A 23478-nucleotide genomic window follows, 5' to 3' on the forward strand; every position below is an offset into this window, starting at 1 on the left:
TTATCGAGTTTATGTTTTTTTAATTGAATTTCGTTAGACATAAAACTAATCTAGTTTTGATGGTAATATCCAATTATGATGTTTAAAATGCGACCATTCCTCGTTCGCTAAATCTACTTTTTGGTCTATAAGTCTAGTTCTAGATCTGCCATTTACCTTTACGTGAGCGTTTACAAATACTTTTACTGAAATTCCTTTTTTACCAAAATCTTGCTTAAGATGTTGGGCAAATTGCCACATGATATCTGGTTTTGTTGTGGCTCCTCTTTGCTGTTTTTTGGTTAGGTAATCATCTAATCTAATTTTAATTTTTTTATCTGTATCAGCATTGATTACAGTATATCTAGTGCTTCCATTTTTTGCTCTCAGCATCATTCGCCATGAGAGTCTATGACCTTCTTCTGTCCATAGAACATTATCTTCAATAAAATGATGCCTCATTGGAAGTATTATTTGAATTATAAAATAAACAGTAAATACGGATAGTAAAATGGGTTTGTATTTAGGTACACTAATAGCATTCCCATCATAAAATGGTTTTTCTTTTAAGAAAAATTTACGGATAAGTTTAGGGTCAAAAAAGAATAAACTGAACGCTAATGACATATAAGGAAATATGCCAATTTGAAAAACGATTGAATTAAATAAATGAAAGAAAATAGAAATAAAGAAAGCATATTTCCTGGTAGGCTTAAAAAGTAATAGTGGAATGATGAGGCCATCAAATAAAATACCACCATATGCCAAAATATAATGCACTGTGTTTTGTTGCAGTAGTTCGCCAATTATAGGATAATTTGCTTTATTTCTCATTAGGATAGCTATCACAGAACTATCTAGCCAATCTGGATATAGTTTTGCTAAAGAAGCATAGGTGTATAGTATAAATAATTGCAGAACAAAAACCCATTTACACCAACTAGGCATTGAGATACTTTTTAGAGCAGGATTTAATTTGGCATCAATAGAGGCATAGCGGTTCGCTGGCATAACAATCATAATAAAACTAAGCAAAACTAAAAGGTAGTAATGATTATTATAAGATGATTTTTGCATGAGATATGTTGCTGTCCACATCACCGCAAAAGTTAGCATACTCAACCTGTATTTATAGCCCAACATTATACAAATTCCTAAAAATCCCATAACCATATAATAGATATACATGCCATTACCAGGTAGTGGTTGTAACCATTCAAAACCAATAAATGAGAATGTAAATTGTGGATCTATTAAGGTTCTTTTTACCCAACCTGTAAAAATGGCGCCAAAAGCTTCTAAGGCACATAATAAACCAAAGATGATTCTAAAAACTATGAGTCCGGAGTTGTCTATATGCTTAAATAATAATTTATACATCTAGCTCCTTTATAAATGACAATGCATTTTCCCTATCTTTATTAAGCTGAATTTTTAAAGCTTCAAGATTTTTAAATTTTTCTTCGCTTCTTAAACGCTTAAGGAATTCAATTTTTAGTTCAGAATTATAAATGTCTTCATTAAAATTAAAAAAATGAACTTCAATAGATTGTGTTTTTCCATTAACTGTTGGGTTGGTGCCAATATTCATCATACCGAAGACTAATTTTTTATTAATCTTAGATTTTACAACATATACACCATTACAAGGAATGAGTTTATAGGATGCGATAATGCCAATGTTTGCAGTAGGAAAATCAATTGTTCTGCCTAATCCTTTGCCTTTTATGACGTTTCCAGTTACAAAGAAATTGTATCCTAAATATGAATTTGCTAGGGCAACCTGTCCTTGGTTTAGTGCATTTCTAATTTTTGTAGAACTTACAGTAACTTCCTCTAAATCTTGTGCAGGTATTTCTTCAACATTAAAATCATATATTTTAGAAAAATCTAATAAATTAGTAATATTGGCACTTCTATTTTTTCCAAAATGATGATCGTAGCCAATGACTATTTCTTTAGTGTTTAGTTCATCTACCAAAATTTGTTTTACGTAGTCTCTGGCGGAAAGATTGGCAAAATCCTTAGTAAATTTTTTAACGATAACTTCTTTTATTCCAAAGGTTTTTAATAACTCTATTCGCTCTTCAATAGTATTAAGCAGTTTAATAGAATCGTCTTTTTGAAGCACCATTCTTGGATGAGGAAATAAAGTCAACACCACAGGAATATAGCCTTTAGCTTTCGCTAATTGCACCACTTGTTTTAATATTTTTTGATGCCCTATATGTATGCCATCAAATGTGCCTATAGTTGTTACTTTTGGTAGTGTTGAATTCAAATCTTTAAAGTATTGCTATTTTTTAAAAATTGCTTTAAGAACGAAGCTACATTTTATTTTCCATTAAATTGATTCATTGTATTACTTACACCTGCAAGTGCGAAAGATTTAACAAGTTCTGCTGAAATTTTTAAACGTTCTTTCAGTTTAGTGTTTTCGTCATCAGTCCATTCACCTAATACATAATCAACTTGTCTGCCTTTGGTAAACTCATCACTAATACCAAATCTAAACCTATTGTATTTTACCGTTTGTAACTTGTCTTGCGTGTCTTTTAAACCATTATGTCCACCATCACTTCCTTTTGTTTTAAGGCGAAGCGAACCAAAAGGAAGATTTAAGTCATCAGTGATAACTAGTAAATTTTCTAATGGTATTTTTTCTTTTTCTAACCAGTATTTTATGGCTTTTCCACTCAGGTTCATAAATGTGCTAGGTTTTAAAAGTATTAATGTTCTACCTTTTACTTTTAGTGTAGCAATATCACCTAGCTTTACGGTTTCAAAAGTAATATCATTAGAATCTGCTAAATGATCAAGTATTTTAAATCCAATGTTGTGTCTGGTGTTTTCGTATTTATTACCTATGTTTCCTAAGCCAACGATTAAGAATTTTTTCATTTTATCTTCTTCTGTTAGTACAATGTTTTCACTAAAACCAAGCCAGCTTTTAATAGCCTTCCACATAATTTCAATTTCTGTAAAAATAAAAAAAGCATCCTATAAATAGAATGCTTTTTAAATATTTGAAATAGGTCTTATCTATTCTTTTACTGCAGCTACATCATCAGTTTCCGTTGCTGGTACATCTCCTTCTTCGTCTTCATCTTCATCGTCGGCATCAACAACAGCTAATCTACTACGTCTTACTTGACATACTACTGTGTTTTCTGGGTGTAAAAAAGAATAATCTTCGTTTTCTAACTCAGTAATGTAAAGTTTACTACCAATTTTTAAAGGTGTAATATCTACCTCAATAAAATCTGGAAGTTTAGAAGGAATAGCCTTTACTTTAAGTTTACGGTAAGGCATTCTTAAGTTACCACCATTCATTACACCTTTAGAAGAACCTATTGTACGTACAGGAATTTCCATGGAAATTGCTTTATCTTCAAAAATTTGATAAAAGTCAATGTGTGTAATTTTGTCTGTTACTGGGTGGAATTGAATATCTTGCATTATAGCATTATACTCTTCACCATTATCTAAAGTAATCACAACTGTATGTGCGCTAGCAGTGTATACAAGTTTTGAAAAAGCTAATTCTGGTGCTGAGAAATGCAAAGCTTTGTCTCCTCCGTATATAACGCAAGGAACCTGACCAGCATTACGTAGAGCTTTAGTTGCCTTTTTGCCCACGCTTTCTCTTTGAGATCCGTTAATTGTAATTGATTTCATTTTTAAAATGTTTGTTTAATAAAATTTAATTCCCTCATTGTAAGGGCTTGAACTCTTTAGCTTATTTTGCTTAAGAGGGCTGCAAATTTAGACATATTCTTTGAAAATACTAGTATTAACGCAGTATTTTTTGTTTTAGACTATAATTTGAAAAATATAAAGTAAATGACAAGCAAAGAATAGTTGGTTCTATTGTGCTATGTTTGGTTTAAAGGTAAAATGGAATTTAGATTTTTAGTCTTTGTATTACATTACAAATTTATTACTAATAGATTCGTTGTTGTGTACATGATGCATTACTTCAGCAAATAAATCTGCACAACTTAGAACTTTTAGTTTTTTACTTTCACTCTTTAAGGGAATAGAATTTGTAACTATTAATTCTTCAAGTTTTGAGTTTTCTAACTTTTCATAAGCAGAACCAGATAAAATAGGATGTGTACATATTGCTCTTACACTAAGCGCTCCACGTTCCATCATTAAATCTGCCGCTTTAGTTAATGTACCTGCAGTATCAACCATATCGTCTACCAACACTACGTTTTTACCAGTAACGTCACCAATGAGTTCCATATGAGAGATAACATTAGCTTTAGCACGTTGCTTATAACAAATTACAACATCACTCTTTAATGCTTTAGAGTATGCATAGGCACGCTTAGATCCACCCATATCTGGCGAAGCAATAGTTAAATTATCTAAATTAAGACTCTTTAAGTATGGTAAGAATATAGTAGAAGCAAATAAATGATCTACCGGCTTCTCAAAGAAACCTTGAATTTGGTCAGCATGCAAATCCATTGTGATAATGCGGGTTGCACCAGCAGCTTCTAACATTTTAGCTACTAATTTAGCAGCGATAGGAACTCTAGGTTTGTCTTTTCTGTCTTGTCTTGCCCAACCAAAGTATGGCATTACTGCTGTAATATGTCTTGCAGATGCACGCTTTGCAGCATCTATCATTAATAATAATTCCATTAAGTTTTTTGGACCAGGATGTGTAGATCCAATAATAAAAACTCGCGTACCTCTTATTGATTCTTCGTAAGACGGTTGAAACTCTCCATCACTATAAGTAGATGTAATCACATTACCTAGTTTAGCGCCATAGGCTTTAGCAATCTGCTCAGCAAGTTCCGTACTTTGAGTACATGCAAAAAATTTAGCTTCTTTAGTTTCAGGTAACATTTGGTATCAGTTGTTTAGTTGATGGTTTGGTATGCTTCTAGTTCGATTCAAATTTAGAAAATTATTTTACTTCAAATAGTATAAATCTCAGTTAATTTTGATTGTTTCACTGAATTAATTTTCTATTTTTGCAATCCGTTATTGGATTAGATATCAAAGATAGTTTTGGTATTGAACATGACCAATTAAATTCGCTCAAGTGGTGGAATTGGTAGACACGTTGGATTCAAAATCCAATGTCGCAAGACGTGTGGGTTCGATTCCCACCTTGAGTACTAAGGGCTTTAACAATTTTGTTAAAGCCCTTTTTTTTATTCTTAAGCTCATATTAGGTGCTATATACTGCAGGTAACATATTTACTGCTCATTCATGATTTGTTATTTTATGTAATTCGTAAAAAACTTCTAATTTCTGCATTCTTTTTTTTGTTGTGGTTCTATTTTTTACTGAAAAATTATTCATTTAACATTTTACTCAGTTTAGATAGCAATTTTATCAATATAATTGTATTACATTTAATGCTCTAAATAAACTAAACAACGATTATAAAATGGATAAGAAAACATACCTAATTCTAATCGCAGCAGTGTCTGCATTAGGAGGATTACTTTTTGGATATGATACAGGAGTTATTAATGGTGCTCAATTTTATTTAAGTAAATATTTTGAACTCGATGCAGCTACAAAAGGTTGGGTTGTTGGCAGTGCACTTTTAGGTTGTTTTGTTGGTGCTATTGTAGCAGGACCTCTTAGTATAAAAATTGGACGTAAATGGTCATTAATCATATCTGCAATTCTGTTTTCGTTGTCAGCTTGGGGATCTGGTCTACCTTCGTTTTTACCAGAAACGGTCAGCGTACTTGTAGTATTTAGAATAATAGGTGGTTTAGGTATTGGTATTGCTTCTATGAATGCACCAATGTACATTGCAGAAATTGCTCCAAGTAACATCAGAGGTCGCATGGTTACCTATTATCAATTAGCAATTGTGGTAGGCTTCTTTGTAGTGTTTTTAGCAACTTATTTTATTGGTAATGGTCTGTCGGAAGTAGAGAATATTGCTTTTGGTTGGAAACGTATGTTCTGGTCAGAGCTTATACCAAGTGGCTTGTTTTTGGTGCTCATGTTTTTTATACCAAAGAGTCCAAGATGGTTGGCTTTAAAAGGAAAAGAAGAAAAAGCTATAGAAGTTTTAAATAAAATACATAACGAGAAAGATGCTCTAGTAGAAATTGAAGAAATTAAAAATTCTTTAAAAGCAGAAGGTAGCAGCAAGATAAAAGTTAATTATTTTTCTAAAGCAATATTAGGTATAATCGTAATAGGTACTGTGCTTTCGGTTTTGCAACAGTTTACAGGAATTAATGCTGTATTATATTATGGTGCAGATATTTTTGAAAAAGCACTAGGTTTTGGTAAGGATGATGTTTTAAAACAACAAATCTTATTAGCATTTGTAAACCTTGTATTTACATTTATAGCAATGTACACTGTAGATAAGTTTGGTAGAAAACCACTTTTATATATAGGGTCGGTTGGTATGATTTTAGGATTTTTGTTGTTAGCAGTCTCATTACAATTAGATGCCGTTGGTGTAATTTCATTAATAGGTGTTTTAATATTTATTGCCTCGTTTGCCTTGTCTATGGGACCAGTTGTTTGGGTGTTGCTGTCAGAAATGTTTCCAAATAAAATACGAAGCGCAGCCATGTCAGTTGCCGTTGCAGCACAATGGGCAGCTAATTATGTTGTTTCGCAATCATTTCCTGTTGTTATGGAAAGTGAAATGAATAACAGTGCAACTTGGAGTGGTTCACTTCCTTATTACATTTTTATTGCGTTTATTTTAATTATCGTAATTATAACGTACAAGTTTATTCCAGAAACAAAAGGGAAGTCACTCGAAGAAATAGAGTCTTTCTGGAAGTAATCCAGAACAGTTAAAATCTGATTGTTTAGTTAATTACCACTATTGTATGCAAATTTAACCGAATTGATTCTTTTAGTAGAAAAAATTAATCTATTTTTGGTTAACCAAAGTGGTTAACCAATTGTAAATAAGCAATTCATGAGTTTAAGATTGATAGTTATATCTCTTATTTGTTCAGGTTTTATAGTTGCATGTGCTAAAAATGATAAAGATGAAGATGTTGAGTTTATCTTTGAAAGTACCGACGATGATCCTGTAATCTATGCTAACATAGATTTTTCTAATTGGAAAGTCACATTACCTGTTGATGAAAATAATAATGGTGGTCCAGATGAGTATCAACCTTCAGAATTAATTAATGGAGGCTACAGAACAAATGCTTCAATTCTACCTTATATGTATGATGACGCTTCAGATTCATCAATAGAATTTTACACAGTTCCTGGAGTTTCAACCACAAACAGTTCATATTCTAGAACGGAGTTAAGAGAACTTATTAATCCTGAGAATGCAAGAGAAAATTGGACGTTAGATGAAGGTGGTACGATGACAGGACGATTAAAAGTAGTGGATATATCTGAAGATAATGAAAGTAACAGCAGACAATATCATAATACTATAGTAATGCAGATTCATGGTATTATTTCTTTAGACGATATGGCAATTCATAGTTTTTCTTCTAATAATGGTCCGCCTTTAATTAAAATGCGTTGGATAGATGGTTACATCTATGCCTATAAAAAATCATTGGTAGATGAGAATACATCTGGCGATGATTTGTTAATTAACTCAAGTGATGTTTGGGTAGATGCATCAACCAATATGGGTTATGTTGGGTTTGAAGAATTTGAATTTAGAATTACAGCATCTACAGGAAAGTTAGAATTACAATTAAATGATGAAACGCCTTTGGTTTATCAAGATATAAGTATGAACAAATGGCCTTTTGAAAATTATTTTAAAGCTGGTAATTATTTAGGTTCAACAGCAGACGGAGCATTCTCAAAAGTAAAATATTACGAACTTCAAGTCACACATTAATAATACACAATACAACATCAAATGAAAAATTATTTAATCATTCTCAGTTTATTAATCACATTTATTTCTTGTGGAGAAAAAACGAACTCAAATACAGAATCTAACCTGTTAGTTTCAACTAATGAAGAATTACAAGATGCTATTAAAAATGCACAACCAGGAGACGATATTGTATTAAAAAATGGTACTTATAATAATCTCGAAATTAAATTGGTAGGAGAAGGTACAGAAGATAGTCCTATTACTTTAAAAGCAGAAACACCAGGAAAAGTGTTTATAGAAGGAGAGTCTAGTTTAGAAATTAGCGGTGATTATTTAGTAGTAGATGGCTTGTTTTTTAGAAACGGACATTCGCCAAAAACTAATGTTATCGCCTTTAGAACAAACGAAAAAGAAGTTGCAAATCATTCTAAAGTAACCAACTGTGTTATTTTAGATTTTAATAATCTAGAGCGCGACCAAGATAATCTTTGGGTACAATTCTACGGAAAACACAATGAATTAAGCAACTGTTATATTGCTGGTAAAACCAATGGAGGACCAACGGTAAGAGTAGATTTAAAAGGAAACCAAAGTATTAGAAACTATCACAAAATTGTTAATAATCACTTTGGGCCAAGACCAAGAAAAGGTGGTGCAAGAGGAGAAACTATTCAATTAGGAAGTAGTTTTACGTCTATGTCGCCAAGTAATACGTTAATTGCAAACAACTTATTTGAAGAGTGTAATGGTGAAGTAGAAATTATTTCGAGTAAAACCAATTTCAATATTATAAAGAATAATGTGTTTTATAAAAGTGAAGGTTCTGTGGTTACAAGACATGGAAATTACGTTACTGTAGACGGAAATTATTTTATTGGAGATGGCGTTAATGACCAATATGGAGGCATCAGAATTATCAACACAGGTCATTGGGTCATTAATAACCTATTCTACAAAATAAAGGGGAAAAACTTTAGAAGTCCGATTGCTATTATGAACGGAATTCCTAAATCGCCATTAAACAGATACAATCAAGTTACTGATGTTGTTGTGGCTTACAATACGTTTGTAGATTCAGATTCGCCATGGCAATTTGGCGTAGGTACAAACATTGCACAAGCAGATGTATTACCAAAATCTGAAATTCGTTCAGCAAGACCTTTAAGAACCGAAGTTGTAAATAATGTTATTTATAACTCTAAAGGAGATGCCAACCCAATTATTGAGCACGACAAAGCAGATGGTGTAACCTTTGCAAGCAATGTTATTGATAATAATGGTGTAGAAATTAAAAACAGTCATGGTTTAATTGCCAAAGAATTAGCATTAACAGATATAGGAACAGGGCTTTCTGCACCAACGTCAGGTTTTGATGATGTAGAAGTTTACAAAGGCTACGACTTTGAAACTATAACTGCTGATTTATTAGGGAATTCAAGAGAGAAATCAAATCAAATAGGTGCTATTTTAAATGCCGAAAACATCAGTCTAAGCCTGTTAGATAAAACTAAATATGGTGCAGATTGGTATACAGATGAAGTAGAAGCTAAAGCCCCTAAAACACATGCGGTAACAAATGCTTCAGAATTAGTAGCTAAATTAAAAGAAGCTGAAAGCGGAGATGTAATTGAATTAAATGAAGGTGTTTTTGAAATTTCAAACTCATTAATTATTAATAAATCGGTTACCATTCAATCTAAAGGAAATGCTGAAATTGAATATTCAGGAGCAGCAAATACACCAGCTATAGAATTACAGCCTTATGGTAAATTAACCTTAAAAGGAATAAAATTAAAAGGAACAGGTTCTCAATATGCTTTTGCTAGCTTAAAAGAGAATATGTCTAATCACTTTGGCTTAGAGGTGTTAGATGCTGAAATCAGTAATTTTAATTACGCTTTAAAAGTGTATAAGCAATCTTTTTCTGAAGAAATTACCTTTAAAAACACAGCAATTTCTAACTGTGAAAACGGAATTGAATTGTCAGAAGAAACAAACGATAGAGGTGATTACAATACGGAGTATTTAACAATAGATAACTGTCAATTTACCAACGTAAAACAAAATGTTATTGATTATTACAGAGGTGGTTACGATGAGTCTACAATTGGAGGAAACTTACTTGTAACAAATAGTACATTTACCAATTGTGGAGCCAAAGAGAAAAACAGAATGTTATTAAATCACAGAGGTATCGTAAATGTAAATATCAATAACAACACCTTTAAAAATAACAATGTACAGTTTGTATCTATTCTTTGGGGCGCAAAGAACAATGTAGAATCTGATAATACGCTGTCTAATTCAGGTCAAATAAAAACTGAAGAAAACTTGAAGCAGAAGTTAATGTATTAATAAATTCTTCCGAAAGTCAAGAATCTAATACGTTATAACCATACAAAAAATTGAAATGAAAAAACAACTATTAACAATACTAACATTATTAGTAATAGTTGCTTGTAAAGAGAACAGTAAATCGATTTCAGAAGCAAAGCAAGACACTGAGAAAACGATAACTTATCCTAGTGATGTTATTCCTTTTATGGATGAATGGAAGATATTATTAGGAGATGGTACTTTCAGTGATTCATTGGTAAATTTTTCAAAGGAAGATTTTTTTTATGTTGAAACAAAAAATGAAACGGATTGGGTAGTTTATAAAACGCCAAATTCTGGGATTACATCGCGTACTTCAAGTAATACAAGAACAGAATTAGGTCAGAAAAAACATTGGACACCTGAAATTGGAGGTAAATTAACTGGAACATTAAAAGTACAACATGTGTCAACATCTGGTGATGCAAGAGTTGCAGCTTCTTATTCAGTTGTTATTGGACAAATTCACAGTGATGAAGGTCATGAAAACGAACCTTTAAAGATTTTTTACAAGAAATTTCCGGGTCACACTCAAGGTTCTGTTTTTTGGAACTACGAAATAAATACAGATGGTGAAGACAATTCTGGTCGTTGGGACTTTTCAACAGCAGTTTGGGGATATGATATGTCAGTAGTTGGGGAAACTCCAGATACTTATCCAGAAGAACCAAAAGATGGTATTGCATTAGGAGAAGAGTTTAGTTATGAGATAAATGTTTATAAAGGAATTATGTACTTAACGTTTACCAGTAAAGGTCATGAAACCGTTAAGTTCACTAAAAACTTATTGAAGTCAGATTTTGCAACTAGAGAAAATATTCCTGATCAAATATGGTCTTTATATGCAGCAATTGGTCGTGACGGTATTGAGCGCAATAACGCTTATGCAGGAGAATTAAATTATTTTAAGCAAGGTGCTTACAACCAATCTAACGGTAAAAGCCCTGAAGATAACATCGTGTGGTACACTGGTTCAGATACTTACAATGGCGATATAGCAAAACAATATGCTAATGGTTCTTATGCTGAGGTTTGGTTTAAAGAGACTACAGTAGGTGAAGGCACGCGTCCTACAGAATGAAATCAAACAAGTGTGAGTATATGTATTTAATTATTAATCCAAATTAGAAATTTAGTTATGAAACAAACTTTTAAAAATAAATTTTCAAAATGGATGGCATTATTTCTTCCAGGTATATTTTTACTTGGTTTAAATATTGGTACTGGTAGTGTGACAACTATGGCTAAAGCTGGTGCAGAATATGGAATGTCTTTATTGTGGACCATTGTAGCATCTTGTTTGACAACATTTTTTATGATTAATTTATATGGAAAATATACGTTAGTCACTGGTGAAACTGCTTTACAAGCCTTCAGGAAACATATACATCCTGGTGTTGGTGTTTTTTTCATTGTTGCATTAACCGTTGGTGTTTGTGGTAGTGTAATGGGTGTAATGGGTATTGTGGCAGACATTTGTTTTGAGTGGTCAAAAAGTGTCGTAGACGGAGGGATTTCTCCTGTGTATTTTGCCATAACGTTTATAGCATTAGTCTATTTTATTTTTTGGAATGGAAAAACTCAGTTCTTTGAACGTGCATTAGCAGTAATTGTGGCCATTATGTCGGCAAGTTTCCTTTTAAACTTTTTTATTATGATGCCGCCTCCAATAGATATTATTAAAGGTCTCATACCAAATATTCCAGAAACTATAGGTAACGATAAAAGTCCGTTTTTAATAATTGCATCTCTCGTTGGAACGACTGTTTTCTCAGGTTTATTCATCATAAGAACAACGTTGGTAAAAGAAGCAGGTTGGAAAATATCTGACCTAAAAAAACAACGTAATGATGCCATCGTATCAGTAACATTAATGTTTGTTATTAGTGCCTCAATAATGGCAGCTGCTGCTGGTACACTATATGTTGAAGGAATTGGTTTGTCAACGGCATCACAAATGATTGGCTTGCTAGAGCCATTAGCCGGAAGTTTTGCAACATCTGTATTTGCAATTGGTATAATCTCAGCAGGTGTTTCATCTCAATTTCCAAATATTTTAATGCTACCTTGGTTGCTTTGTGATTATAATAATTCTGAAAGAAATATGACATTGCCAAAATATAGAATAATGGTATTTTTAATCTCTATATTGGGTCTTGTAGTGCCAATTTTTAACGCTAGGCCAATATTTGTAATGGTTGTATCTCAAGTTTTTAATGCGGTAATTTTACCAGCTACAGTCTTAGGTATTTTATATTTAAGTAACAGATCTGATTTAATGGGAAAACATAAAAATACGTTATTGGAGAACATTTTTTTAGGACTTATTTTGTTGTTTTCTATTTACACATCGTACACTGGTATTACAGGAGTGATAGAAATTTTAAATTAAAAGAAAAATGAAAGAATTGCAAAATTATGCACACATACCATTAAAACAACGTTCCAATAGAGTTTGGAGAACTTATGAAGGTGGTGCATTAATTGGTAGATGGAAAAAAGCACCTTCAGAAGAGGATGGCCAAATGCCAGAACAATGGATTATGTCTACGGTTACAGCACGTGGCAATGGTAGACCAGAAAACGAAGGACTTTCTTTAATTGAAACAGAGCAAGGCGTTGTACCATTAAAGGACATAATTAATTCTAATCCAGAATTGTTTTTAGGTAAAGAATTAGCAGAAAAATATGGAACTACAGGTGTACTTATTAAGATGTTAGATTCTATGGAGCGCTTAACCATACAAGTGCATCCAGATAAAAAATACGCTAAAACGATTTTAAATTCTGAGTTTGGTAAAACAGAATCTTGGTACGTGCTAAATACACGAGAAATAGATGGAGAAAAACCTGTAGTTTACATGGGATTTAAAGAACATGTAACTAAAGAAATTTGGAAATCACATTTTGAAACTCAAAACATACAAGGTATGTTAGAGTGTTTACATAAAATTGAAGTAAAACCAGGAGATGCCTTTATGATTTATGGCGGAGTTCCTCATGCCATTGGTTCTGGTTGTTTTTTAATGGAAGTTCAAGAACCTACGGACTATACAATGCGTGTTGAGAAAACAACACCTGCTGGATTAAAAATAGGACCAGAATTAATTCATCAAGGCGTTGGAGAAGAAACTATGTTAGAGTGTTTTCACTATAACACCTATAATTTGGAACAAGCGCTCAAGGAGTGGAAAATTACACCAGAAGTTTTAGAGAGTTCTGATGAATTTACATTTAGAACGTTGTTTAATAAAAAACATACCGATTGTTTTGGGTTAAATGAATTACTTTTAGATGGTAATTATACGATGCAAGGTAATGCTAGTTTCTATGTTGCTGTAATTTATTCAGGAGATGGAATTATAACATGTAATGGAAAAGATTACGACTATAAACAAGGCGATGAAATATTTATCTCTGCAGCAATTTCTGAAATTACATTTAAGTCAAAAAGCGCTTCAAAAATTTTACTTTGCTATCCTCCAAATTAAGGGATAGAGATTAATTTTATTATAAAAAATAGATAATGAATTTATTTAATTTAGAAAATAAAGTAATTCTTATTACAGGAGGATGCGGAATTCTTGGTGGTGGTATTGCTAAATATTTAGCAGAAAATAACGCGACTGTAATTTTGTTACATTACAAAGAGCAACCTTTACGCGACGCTGTACAGAAATTAAAAAGTATTAATGCCAAAGTAGAAGGTTACGTTTGTAACGTGGTTGAGGAGGATAGTCTTCAAACCGTTGCAAAAAAAATTGTTGATACTTATGGTAAAATTGATGTGCTGATAAATGCTGCTGGTGGAAATAAACCAGGAGCAACCGTTGGTCCAAATCAATCTGTTTTTGATGTTGATGTAGAACAGTTTAAGCAAGTTATTGACTTAAATCTGTTTGGTAGTATTATACCATCTTTAGTTTTTGGTAAAGTGATGGCTCAAAATAAAATAGGAACAATTATTAATGTATCATCCATGGCTGCAGATAGAGCAATAACCAGAGTTATGGGTTATTCAGCATCAAAAGCGGCAATAGACAATTTTACAAAATGGATGTCTGTTGAGTTGGCTCAAAAATATGGTGATGGAATGCGCGTAAATGCCATCGCTCCAGGTTTCTTTATTGGTAATCAAAATAGAGCATTACTAACTAATGAAGATGGTAGTTACACTGATAGAGGGAATACTATTATACAAAACACACCAATGAATCGTTTTGGAAATGCAGATGAGCTTAATGGCGCTATTCATTATTTAGCTTCTGAAGCATCTAAATTTGTTACAGGAATTGTTATTCCTATAGATGGTGGATTTAGTGCATTTAGTGGCGTTTAATTTTTTTAGATAATTATACTATGGAACAAACATGGCGATGGTACGGTCCTAATGATTCAGTTTCCTTATCAGATATAAAACAAGCAGGAGCAACAGGAGTCGTTACGGCATTACATCATATTCCTAATGGGGAAATTTGGGAAATTGATGAAATAAAAGAGCGAAAAGCAATTATCGAAAAATCAGGTCTTTCTTGGAAAGTTGTAGAAAGCATACCTGTACACGAAAACATCAAAACACGTTCAGGGAATTTTAAAGCGTATATTGAGAATTATAAAACTAGTATATTAAATTTAGCAGCATGTGGCATTAATATCATTTGTTATAATTTTATGCCAGTCCTAGATTGGACAAGAACGTCATTAGATTTTAGTGTTGAAGATGGCTCTAAAGCCTTGCGTTTTGATAGCACAGCTTTTGCGGCATTTGAATTGTATTTATTAAAAAGGCCTGGAGCCTCTAAACTGTATTCTGAAAAAGAAAAAACGGATGCTAAAGTCTATTTTGATAATCTCACTGAGACGGAAAGAGAAAAATTATCAAATAATATAATTGCAGGACTTCCAGGAGCAGAAGAAGGTTATTCTTTAGAACAATTTCAAGACGTTTTAAATACATACAGTAATATTGATGCAGATCAATTAAAAAAGAATTTGGTTTCATTTTTAAATGATATAATTCCAGTTGCAGCATCCAAAAATGTATTAATGTGTATTCATCCAGACGATCCACCAATGCCAATTTTAGGATTGCCAAGAGTTGTAAGCACAGAAGAAGATTATGCTTATTTATTTGAACAAGTACCTAATATTGCTAATGGAATAACGTTTTGTACAGGCTCTCTGGGTGTCAGAGAAGACAATAATTTGGTTAAGATCTTTAAAAGGTTTGCTGATAGAGTTCACTTTTTACACTTAAGAAGTACGCAAAGAGATACTAAAGGGAATTTTTATGAAGCTAATCATTTGGAGGGCAACGTAGATATGTTTAGCATAGTAAAAGCCGCTTTAATTGAAGAAGATAGAAGGACAAAAACAAGTGGGTTAGATGCTTCTATACCAATGAGACCAGACCATGGACACCAAATGTTAGATGATTTAAAAAAATCAACTAACCCAGGTTACTCCGGAATCGGAAGATTGAGAGGTTTAGCTGAACTTCGCGGATTAGAGTTTGGTATTAAAAGAATGTTAGATTTATAAATTAAGATTAGCTGAGGTATAATTTTATGCTTCTAACTTTATAAATTAAGTAATTTTTAACAATATACTTTGTTTAGGTATCTAATAACCATATATTTGGTAAACCAATCTGGTAAACCAATTCTAGAACTATAATATTATGAAAATTAAATTATCCTTCAGTTTATCATTTGTCATTGTATCAATGCTTTTCTTGTTTTCATGTGCCAATGAGAATAAAACCCAAACAGGTAATGACGATGAAAAAATTGCAAACAAGGAACATCCAAAACTTATTTTAACAGCTCAAGGTGTAAAAGATATTAGAGCGCAGTTAGGAACAATTCCAATTTTCGATAAATCTTTAGAAGCAGTTAAGGAAGAGGTTGATGCGGAAATTGAAGCAGGTATAGAAGTGCCTATTCCTAAAGATTATTCAGGTGGTTATACACATTCTAGACACAAGCAAAATTGGTTTGTTCTCTATAAAGCTGGCTTATTGTATCAAATTTTAGATGATGAAAAATATGCCAAATATGTAAAAGATATGCTAATGGAATATGAGGCACTTTATAAAACTTTGCCATTACATCCAAAAACCAGGTCTTATGCAAGAGGAAAATTATTCTGGCAATGTTTAAACGATTCTAATTGGTTGGTCTATGTTAGTCAGGCTTACGATTGTATATATAATTATTTAACGGAAGAAGAGAGAAACAAGCTAGAGACTAATTTATTTAGACCATTTGCAGATCATATCTCTGTAGACAGTCCGCAATTTTACCAACGTGTTCATAACCATAGTACTTGGGGTAATGCTGCAGTCGGAATGATTGGTTTAGTTATGGATGATGAAGAATTAATCAATCGTGCTTTATACGGAATAAAAGATTTAAAATTAGACACAACTAAAAAAGATGATGATGGTGGTTTTCTAAACAAAGACGGAAAAGCTGGTTTTTTAGCAAACATAGAAGAGCCTTTTTCGCCAGATGGTTATTATAATGAAGGGCCATATTATCAACGTTACGCTATGTATCCTTTTTTAGTTTTTGCGGAAGGTTTGCACAACGTAAAACCAGAATTGAAAATATTTGAATATAAAGAAGGTGTACTTCTAAAATCTATAAACGCGTTATTGAATTTATCAGATGCTGATGGCGATTTCTTCCCATTAAATGATGGTCAAAAAGGAATGTCTTATTATACAAACGCATTGGTAACTGCAGTTGATGTATCTTATCATTTTGGAGATCAAGATCCAGGTTTATTGTCAATAGCAAAGCAACAAGATAAAGTTTTATTAGACGATTCTGGTTTGGCGGTTGCCCTTGGTATTAAGAATGGAAATGAAAAGCCATTTACAAAAAAATCTATTAACTTATCTGATGGTCCAGAAGGAAAGCAAGGTGGTGTTGGTATATTGAGAAACCAAGATATTGAATTGGTTTTTAAGTATGCATCACAAGGATCTAGCCACGGACATTATGATAAATTGTCTTATTCTTTATATGAAAAAGGAGAAGAAGTAATTCAAGATTATGGATTATCTCGTTTTGTAAATATCGAACAAAAAGGTGGTGGTAATTACCTTAAAGAAAATAAAACTTGGGCAAAACAAACTATTGCACATAATACAGTAACGCAAAATGAAACTTCTCATTTTACAGGTAAATATGACATAGGAAGCTTACATCATTCAGATTTACAATATTTTTCTTCGGACAATGATAATGTTCAAGTAGTAAGTGCAATTGAAAAAAATGCCTATCCAGGAACAACTATGCTCCGCACCATGGCAATCATTAAAGATGAAGATTTTGAGAAATCATTTGTGTTAGACATAATGAAAGTGACTTCTGCCACTGCAAATCAATATGACTTTCCATTTTATTATTTTGGACAAGTATTACAAACAAATTTTAAATACAATTCACCCGAAATATTAAAACCATTGGGTTCAAAAAATGGTTATCAGCATTTGTATTTAGAAGGATCAGGAAAAGCTTCAGATGAGAACACTAAGTTTTCTTGGTTCAGTAATGATAAGTTCTATTCATTAACAACAGTAACCAATACTAAAGATGAATTGATCTTCGCAAGAATTGGAGCAAATGATCCAGAATTTAATTTACGTCGTGATCCTGCATTAATTCTAAGAGCAAAAAAATCAAAAAATAGAACCTTTGTTTCTGTTATAGAATCACACGGAAGTTATAGTGCAGTTTCAGAATCCGCTCTAAATTCAAAAAGTAATATTAAAGACATAAAAACAGTTTTAGATTCTGACGCGTACACGGCTATTTCAATTACTACTATTAATGGTAAAACGAAGTTGTTTATAACCGCGAATACAAATACGTCTAAAGAAGTTAAGCATAATGTAAAAATTGATGATAAGAATTACGAATGGTCAGGTTCTTATTATTTCAATTAAGATATATCATTTAGAGGGTTGTAAAAAATCTCAAAAAAGCAATAATTCAAAAATTAAATAAAAATGAAAAGATTTAGCGAAAAGTATATTGTATCAAAGGATATGGAGTGGGAAGAACTAGGAGGAGGAGTTTCTAGAAAGTTCTTAGGTTATGATAATCAAATCATGATGGTTAGCGTAAAGTTTGAAGAAGGCGCATTAGGAGCACCACATCAACATTTTCATACGCAAGCTACATATTGTGTGTCAGGTAAATTTGAGTTTGAAATTGACGGTGTAAAACAAATAGTAGAAGCAGGTGACGGTGTATATATAGAGCCAAACTTATTACATAGCGCGGTATGTTTAGAAGCAGGACAACTTATTGATACTTTTAGTCCTGTGAGAGAAGATTTTTTAACAGGCGAAGGACCATCTTATTTTGGAGATAAAGAATCGTAAAGATTTATTTTATCCCATTTACTAATAGTTGTTAGCAAACTTATAGTCCATTAAGCCCTTAAGTTATTTACTATATTACCTTAAATATTAACTATTTTAACATATAAAATTTACGAAAACGTTGTATTTAACAAATATTTATATATATTTGGTTTTCCAATCTGGTAAACCAATTTGGTTTACCAGTAAAAAACTTTAAAAAGATTCTCATTTTATTACGTAAAATATGAGTCTTTACTATTAAAATAAACTAATAATAAAACAATCTAATCTAAACAATGAATTATGAATTTAAAATTTAAACTCATTACTGTTATTGCACTTTTCTTTAGTGTAGTAGCTTTTGCTCAAGAGGCATATACCGTATCAGGTGTAGTCACTGGAGCATCCGATAATATGCCCATACCTGGTGCAAATATTATTGTTGTCAATACAAGTAGAGGTACTTCTACTGACTTTGATGGTAAATACCAATTGGAAGTAAGCAAAGGCGATGTTCTTAAGTTTTCTTATGTTGGTTATGTAGCTCAAACTGTTACAATAGATAGTCAGACTACTGTTAATGTTTCATTAGCCGAAGATGATAATTCATTAAGTGAAGTTGTTGTTGTAGGTTATGGAGCTCGTAAAAAAAGTGATGTAACTGGTTCTGTATCTTCTTTGAAAAAGGAAGAATTAACTGCTTTTCCTGTATTGGAAGCAGAACAGGCACTTCAGGGACGTGCAGCTGGTGTAGTTGTTCAATCAAATAATGGTGGTGAGCCAGGAGCACCAATTAAAATTAATATTAGAGGTAATACTTCAATTAATGCAAGTAGTGATCCCCTTATTGTTGTAGATGGTTTTGTGGGAGGTACAATGCCACAAGCTGGAGATATTGAATCACTTCAGGTTTTAAAAGATGCATCAGCAACGGCTATTTATGGTTCTAGAGGATCAAATGGTGTCGTATTAGTTACTACTAAGAAAGGTAGAAGTGGTAAATTGGTTGTAGAATTTAATTCTACATATTCAATTCAAAATACTGCTAATAGCTTAGATTTATTAAATGCTAGTGATTTTGCAGATTACCAAAATCAAATTAGAGCTAACCAAGGTAATACAACTCCATACGTACAAGGAGATTACGATACGGATTGGCAAGATTTAATCTACAGAGCTGGTAGTACTTCAAATAACCAAGTTTCTTTCTCAGGAGGTTCTGAAAAAGTTAATTATTATGCTTCAGGTACTTATTTCCAGCAAGATGGTATCTTAGTTAACTCTGGATACGAGAGAGTTTCTTTCTTGTCTAATCTTGATGCACAAGTTACTGATAAGTTAAAAGTAGGTCTTAACTTAAACGGTCGTATGAGTAAAAAAGATGGAGTATCTACTCAATCCAATGGATCAGTTACTGTGGGTGGTGATGATGTTGTTTCTTTAGCAATGCGTTTCGCACCAGACAAAGGAATCTATAATGATGACGGAACTTTTTCAACAAATGATTTAATTGGTGATGAGGTAGATAACCCATACGCGGTTGCTACACAAAGAGATGATGATACTGAAATAGAAGATTTTAGAGCGAATTTTTATGCAAACTACGAAATTATTGAAGGTCTTGCATTTAAAACAACTTTCGGTTTAAGTAATAAGAATGAGTTTAGAGGAATATACATGCCTAGAACTTTAGCTGTTACAGCTGGTAGAGGCTTAGATGGTAGAGCTATCATGTCAGAAGATAAAACTAAAACTATTTTAAGTGAAAACTACTTAACGTACAATAAAGAAATAGGAAAAGGTAATTTAACTTTATTAGCAGGATATTCTTACCAAAAAACAGTTAGAAAAGGGTTTTACAGCGAAGGTACTGGTACTATATCAGATTCATTCTCTTACTACGGTTTATGGACTGCTACTAATTTAATTAATGGTGGATCAGGAGATATCTATGAAACTGAAACTGAAATTCAATCTCAATTTGGTAGATTAAACTACGATTATGATGATAAATACTTATTAACTGCTACAGTAAGACGTGATGGTGCATCTAACTTTGCTGAAAATGAAAAGTATGCAATTTTCCCTTCAGCTGCGTTTGGTTGGAAAATTTCAAATGAAGATTTCTTAAGTGATAATGAAACTATCTCTAACTTAAAATTCAGAGCCAGTTATGGTCTTACAGGTAACCCATCAATTGGTGCTTACGAATCGTTAGCAAGTTTAGCTAGTATTTATGCGTCTAGTAATGGTGGAACTGTACCGGCTATTACGCCAAACCAACCTTCTAACCCAGATCTTAAATGGGAAACATCTTACCAATCTAACTTTGGATTAGATATAGGTTTATTTAACAGTAAAGTTTCTTTATCATTAGATTATTATAACATTGATACTAAGGACTTAATCATGGTTGATAGAGGATTACCTTGGTATTTAGGTTTCTACAATGATCAAATATTGAAAAATGTTGGTGAAATAAATAACAAAGGATTTGAAATTTCTTTAAATACTAGAAATATTACTAACGATAACTTTAGCTGGTCTACAGATTTAGTGTTCGCTACTAATAAAAACTCTGTAACAACATTAATTAATGGTGATGATTATTTCCAAAATGGTGCGCCAAGTTATTTTAGTGTAAATAACACGGCTATCTTAAGAGAAGGTGAAGAAGTAGGTTTATTCTACGGATATGATTATGCAGGTGTCTTCCAAGGAGGTGCGTTACCAGCCGGTACAGCTACATTGCCAGGAGCTTCAGCAGGAGATCCATTATTTGCTGATATAGATGGAAGTGGTGATATTACTAACGATGACCAAACAATTATCGGTAATCCAAACCCAGATTTTACTTGGGGTATTACAAACAACTTTTCGTATAAGAACTGGGATTTAAATGTCTTTTTCCAAGGTTCTCAAGGAGGTGAGATTTTTAACATGACTAATGTGCAGTTAAATAACGGTGATGCTAATACAACTTATGATTATTACAATAGTGCTTGGACGGCTGCTAGCCCTAACACTGATCAACCTCGTGTAGGGAATAACAGTTTTAGAGAAATTTCTTCTCGTTTCGTAGAGGACGGTAGTTATATCAGATTAAAAAACATTGCTGTTGGTTACTCTTTCCCTACAGAAATGATTGAAAAATTAGGAATTGAAAACCTAAGATTAACACTTAGTGCACAGAATCTATTAACGATTACAGATTATTCTGGTTTAGATCCTGAGGTTAACTATTATGGCTCTGCTGGTGATAATAATACAGCAAGTAATACGGTTAGAGGTTTTGATTTTGGAAATTACCCGACAGTTAAATCGGTGAGTTTTAGTCTAAATGTGAAATTTTAATCGTATATTTTAGAAAAAAACAGTTTTAATTAAAAAGAAAAAATTATGAAGACTTTTAAAATTTTAATGTTATTGATAATGGGATTGTCAATAATGGGATGTTCAGATTTAGAAGAAGAGCCTGTTGGTTTATTATCGCCAGATGGTTTCTTTACATCTACTCAGGATATTCAAACCGCTATAGATGGTTCCTTAACACATGCTATTAACGAAGAAATTTGGGGAAGAAAACTTTCTATTGCATTGATGTTACGTTCTGATATGGTTAACCTTCAATCTACTCAAACACGTAGAGTTGAAATGGATACACATACAATTACAGGTGATAATGAAATGGTATATGATCCATGGACTAGAATTTATTTAGGAATTGCAGCAGCAAATAATGCCATTGCAGGTGCTGAGGATGTAGCGGTTGATGAAGCTGTTAAAAACCCAGTTACGGCACAAGCTTATTTTGCTAGAGCGTTTTATTATTTTCATTTGGTAAGACTTTTTGGTGATGTTCCTTACATTGATACTCCAGTTGATGATATCGGAGCAGCTAGTTCTCTAAGTAATACACCTGAATCTGAAGTATATGATAGAATAATAGCAGATTTACAATGGGCTAAAACTTGGTTGCCAAATACACAGGCTTCTAGATCTATACCTTCTAAAGGAGCGGCAAGTTCTTATTTAGCACTAGTATATTTAACTAGAGCAGGAACAAGTGATATGACTTATTTCCAAATGGCATATGATGAAGCTTATGAAGTAATTCAGAATGCAGGGACTTATAATTATGCTTTAGATCCAGATTTTCAAACGTTATTTAATGCTAATAAAATTGATAACTCTATAGAGCCAATTTTCGCATTAGATTATAACAATGTAGAAGCTCCAGATAATGCATATGATCAAATATCTCCAATGTGTGGTATTAGAGGTGATGACGGATGGTCTGTTGCTGTGCCTACAATGGCTGTTTACCAATCATTTGATGCAGATGATTATAGAACACGTGTAAGTTTCCAAACAGAAGCTACTATTAATGGTACTACAGTAGATTTTACTCAGTTTGATATTAGTGGACATGAGCATGCAGCAAACCAGCCTTATATGGCAAAGTACTCTCGTTATCCAGGAGAATTTGCGAGAGGTAGTAAGAGAGCAACAAGTCATAACTATTCTATGATGCGTTATGCAGAGGTTTTATTGATTGCTGCAGAAGCAGGAGTTGAAGTAGGAAGCCCATTAGCTCTTGGTTTTCTTAACGAAGTAAGAGGTAGAGCAAGAAATGGTGGTGAAACGACTAATGGTGGTTACGTTGAAGAAACAGTAGCAGCTAGTGCAGTTCCTGCTGATCTTGGTTCAATTACTGTTGCAGATGTTCTTGAAGAACGTAGAATTGAACTTGCATTCGAATGTAAGAGATGGTATGACATCAAAAGAAGACAATTAGGAGACCAGGTTTTTAGTGCTTCAGGTTATGAGGGAGCGAAACCAGAATGGAACTCAGCTGTTGATTACGATACTCCAATCCCACAGGATGAGATTGATAGAAATCCTAATTTAACGAATTAAATT

17 protein-coding genes and 1 tRNA gene are annotated in these 23478 nt (G+C 32.6%); 13 read left to right on the top strand and 5 right to left on the bottom strand.

Annotated features, from left to right (window positions below; translation table 11 throughout):
• Nucleotides 1-45 precede the first annotated feature (45 nt).
• The 5 genes from Q0891_RS02415 to Q0891_RS02435 form a co-directional block, all read right to left on the bottom strand.
• Nucleotides 46-1359, bottom strand: a complete 1314-nt coding sequence (locus Q0891_RS02415; RefSeq protein ID WP_299098470.1) for an HTTM domain-containing protein — start codon at nt 1357-1359, stop codon at nt 46-48.
• Nucleotides 1352-2260, bottom strand: a complete 909-nt coding sequence (locus Q0891_RS02420) for a bifunctional riboflavin kinase/FAD synthetase (protein WP_299098471.1) — start codon at nt 2258-2260, stop codon at nt 1352-1354. Before Q0891_RS02420 ends, Q0891_RS02415 begins: the two co-directional genes overlap by 8 nt.
• A 53-nt stretch (nt 2261-2313) precedes the next feature.
• A complete protein-coding gene (gene pth, locus Q0891_RS02425; RefSeq protein ID WP_299098472.1) occupies nt 2314-2946 on the bottom strand; it encodes an aminoacyl-tRNA hydrolase in 633 nt (210 codons plus the stop codon).
• 75 nt (nt 2947-3021) lie between these two features.
• Complete coding sequence (locus Q0891_RS02430; protein WP_299098473.1) at nt 3022-3657, bottom strand: 50S ribosomal protein L25/general stress protein Ctc; 636 nt, start codon at nt 3655-3657, stop codon at nt 3022-3024.
• A gap of 246 nt (nt 3658-3903) precedes the next feature.
• Nucleotides 3904-4845: a ribose-phosphate pyrophosphokinase gene (locus Q0891_RS02435; RefSeq protein ID WP_299098474.1), complete on the bottom strand. Its 942-nt coding sequence runs from the start codon at nt 4843-4845 to the stop codon at nt 3904-3906.
• 193 nt (nt 4846-5038) lie between these two features.
• On the opposite strand from Q0891_RS02435, the gene Q0891_RS02440 reads away from it, so the two are divergent.
• The 13 genes from Q0891_RS02440 to Q0891_RS02500 all read left to right on the top strand — a co-directional run bounded on the left by Q0891_RS02440 (nt 5039) and on the right by Q0891_RS02500 (nt 23475).
• Nucleotides 5039-5120 (top strand) — tRNA-Leu (locus tag Q0891_RS02440).
• Between the two features lie 276 nt (nt 5121-5396).
• Complete coding sequence (locus tag Q0891_RS02445; protein ID WP_299098475.1) at nt 5397-6776, top strand: sugar porter family MFS transporter; 1380 nt, start codon at nt 5397-5399, stop codon at nt 6774-6776.
• 138 nt (nt 6777-6914) lie between these two features.
• Nucleotides 6915-7817 carry a polysaccharide lyase family 7 protein gene (locus tag Q0891_RS02450; protein WP_299098476.1) on the top strand — a complete coding sequence of 301 codons (903 nt, stop codon included), beginning with the start codon at nt 6915-6917 and terminating at the stop codon, nt 7815-7817.
• Between the two features lie 21 nt (nt 7818-7838).
• The gene (locus tag Q0891_RS02455) at nt 7839-10154 is read left to right on the top strand and encodes a chondroitinase-B domain-containing protein (protein ID WP_299098477.1); all 2316 of its coding nucleotides are present in this window, start codon (nt 7839-7841) and stop codon (nt 10152-10154) included.
• Between the two features lie 55 nt (nt 10155-10209).
• Nucleotides 10210-11256, top strand: coding sequence for a polysaccharide lyase family 7 protein (locus Q0891_RS02460; protein ID WP_299098478.1), 1047 nt, complete (start codon nt 10210-10212; stop codon nt 11254-11256).
• A 57-nt stretch (nt 11257-11313) separates the two neighbouring features.
• Entirely contained in the window at nt 11314-12567 is a 1254-nt protein-coding gene (locus Q0891_RS02465; protein WP_299098479.1) for an Nramp family divalent metal transporter, read from the top strand.
• Between the two features lie 7 nt (nt 12568-12574).
• A complete protein-coding gene (locus tag Q0891_RS02470) occupies nt 12575-13666 on the top strand; it encodes a type I phosphomannose isomerase catalytic subunit (protein WP_299098480.1) in 1092 nt (363 codons plus the stop codon).
• 35 nt (nt 13667-13701) lie between these two features.
• The gene (locus Q0891_RS02475; protein WP_299098481.1) at nt 13702-14514 is read left to right on the top strand and encodes an SDR family oxidoreductase; all 813 of its coding nucleotides are present in this window, start codon (nt 13702-13704) and stop codon (nt 14512-14514) included.
• Between the two features lie 20 nt (nt 14515-14534).
• Nucleotides 14535-15716 carry a mannonate dehydratase gene (gene uxuA / locus Q0891_RS02480; RefSeq protein WP_299098482.1) on the top strand — a complete coding sequence of 394 codons (1182 nt, stop codon included), beginning with the start codon at nt 14535-14537 and terminating at the stop codon, nt 15714-15716.
• Nucleotides 15717-15855: 139 nt separating this feature from the next.
• On the top strand, nt 15856-18132 hold the full coding sequence (locus Q0891_RS02485) for an alginate lyase family protein (RefSeq protein ID WP_299098483.1): 2277 nt from the start codon (nt 15856-15858) through the stop codon (nt 18130-18132).
• Nucleotides 18133-18195: 63 nt separating this feature from the next.
• Nucleotides 18196-18573 carry a cupin domain-containing protein gene (locus Q0891_RS02490; protein ID WP_299098484.1) on the top strand — a complete coding sequence of 126 codons (378 nt, stop codon included), beginning with the start codon at nt 18196-18198 and terminating at the stop codon, nt 18571-18573.
• A 285-nt stretch (nt 18574-18858) separates the two neighbouring features.
• Entirely contained in the window at nt 18859-21909 is a 3051-nt protein-coding gene (locus tag Q0891_RS02495; protein ID WP_299098485.1) for a TonB-dependent receptor, read from the top strand.
• Nucleotides 21910-21954: 45 nt separating this feature from the next.
• Complete coding sequence (locus tag Q0891_RS02500) at nt 21955-23475, top strand: RagB/SusD family nutrient uptake outer membrane protein (protein WP_299098486.1); 1521 nt, start codon at nt 21955-21957, stop codon at nt 23473-23475.
• The last annotated feature ends 3 nt before the right edge of the window (nt 23476-23478 follow it).

The organism is uncultured Winogradskyella sp., assembly GCF_947498005.1.
GTDB lineage: Bacteria > Bacteroidota > Bacteroidia > Flavobacteriales > Flavobacteriaceae > Winogradskyella.

Excerpts from the sequence above, each read along its gene's own strand:
- Q0891_RS02415 (WP_299098470.1), bottom strand. The coding sequence starts at position 1,359 with ATGTATAAATTATTATTTAAGCATATAGACAACTCCGGACTCATAGTT.
- Q0891_RS02495 (WP_299098485.1), top strand. The coding sequence starts at position 18,859 with ATGAATTTAAAATTTAAACTCATTACTGTTATTGCACTTTTCTTTAGT.
- Q0891_RS02455 (WP_299098477.1), top strand. The coding sequence starts at position 7,839 with ATGAAAAATTATTTAATCATTCTCAGTTTATTAATCACATTTATTTCT.
- Q0891_RS02465 (WP_299098479.1), top strand. The coding sequence starts at position 11,314 with ATGAAACAAACTTTTAAAAATAAATTTTCAAAATGGATGGCATTATTT.
- Q0891_RS02430 (WP_299098473.1), bottom strand. The coding sequence starts at position 3,657 with ATGAAATCAATTACAATTAACGGATCTCAAAGAGAAAGCGTGGGCAAA.
- Q0891_RS02460 (WP_299098478.1), top strand. The coding sequence starts at position 10,210 with ATGAAAAAACAACTATTAACAATACTAACATTATTAGTAATAGTTGCT.
- pth (WP_299098472.1), bottom strand. The coding sequence starts at position 2,946 with ATGTGGAAGGCTATTAAAAGCTGGCTTGGTTTTAGTGAAAACATTGTA.
- Q0891_RS02470 (WP_299098480.1), top strand. The coding sequence starts at position 12,575 with ATGAAAGAATTGCAAAATTATGCACACATACCATTAAAACAACGTTCC.
- Q0891_RS02445 (WP_299098475.1), top strand. The coding sequence starts at position 5,397 with ATGGATAAGAAAACATACCTAATTCTAATCGCAGCAGTGTCTGCATTA.
- Q0891_RS02500 (WP_299098486.1), top strand. The coding sequence starts at position 21,955 with ATGAAGACTTTTAAAATTTTAATGTTATTGATAATGGGATTGTCAATA.
- Q0891_RS02485 (WP_299098483.1), top strand. The coding sequence starts at position 15,856 with ATGAAAATTAAATTATCCTTCAGTTTATCATTTGTCATTGTATCAATG.
- uxuA (WP_299098482.1), top strand. The coding sequence starts at position 14,535 with ATGGAACAAACATGGCGATGGTACGGTCCTAATGATTCAGTTTCCTTA.
- Q0891_RS02435 (WP_299098474.1), bottom strand. The coding sequence starts at position 4,845 with ATGTTACCTGAAACTAAAGAAGCTAAATTTTTTGCATGTACTCAAAGT.
- Q0891_RS02475 (WP_299098481.1), top strand. The coding sequence starts at position 13,702 with ATGAATTTATTTAATTTAGAAAATAAAGTAATTCTTATTACAGGAGGA.
- Q0891_RS02450 (WP_299098476.1), top strand. The coding sequence starts at position 6,915 with ATGAGTTTAAGATTGATAGTTATATCTCTTATTTGTTCAGGTTTTATA.
- Q0891_RS02490 (WP_299098484.1), top strand. The coding sequence starts at position 18,196 with ATGAAAAGATTTAGCGAAAAGTATATTGTATCAAAGGATATGGAGTGG.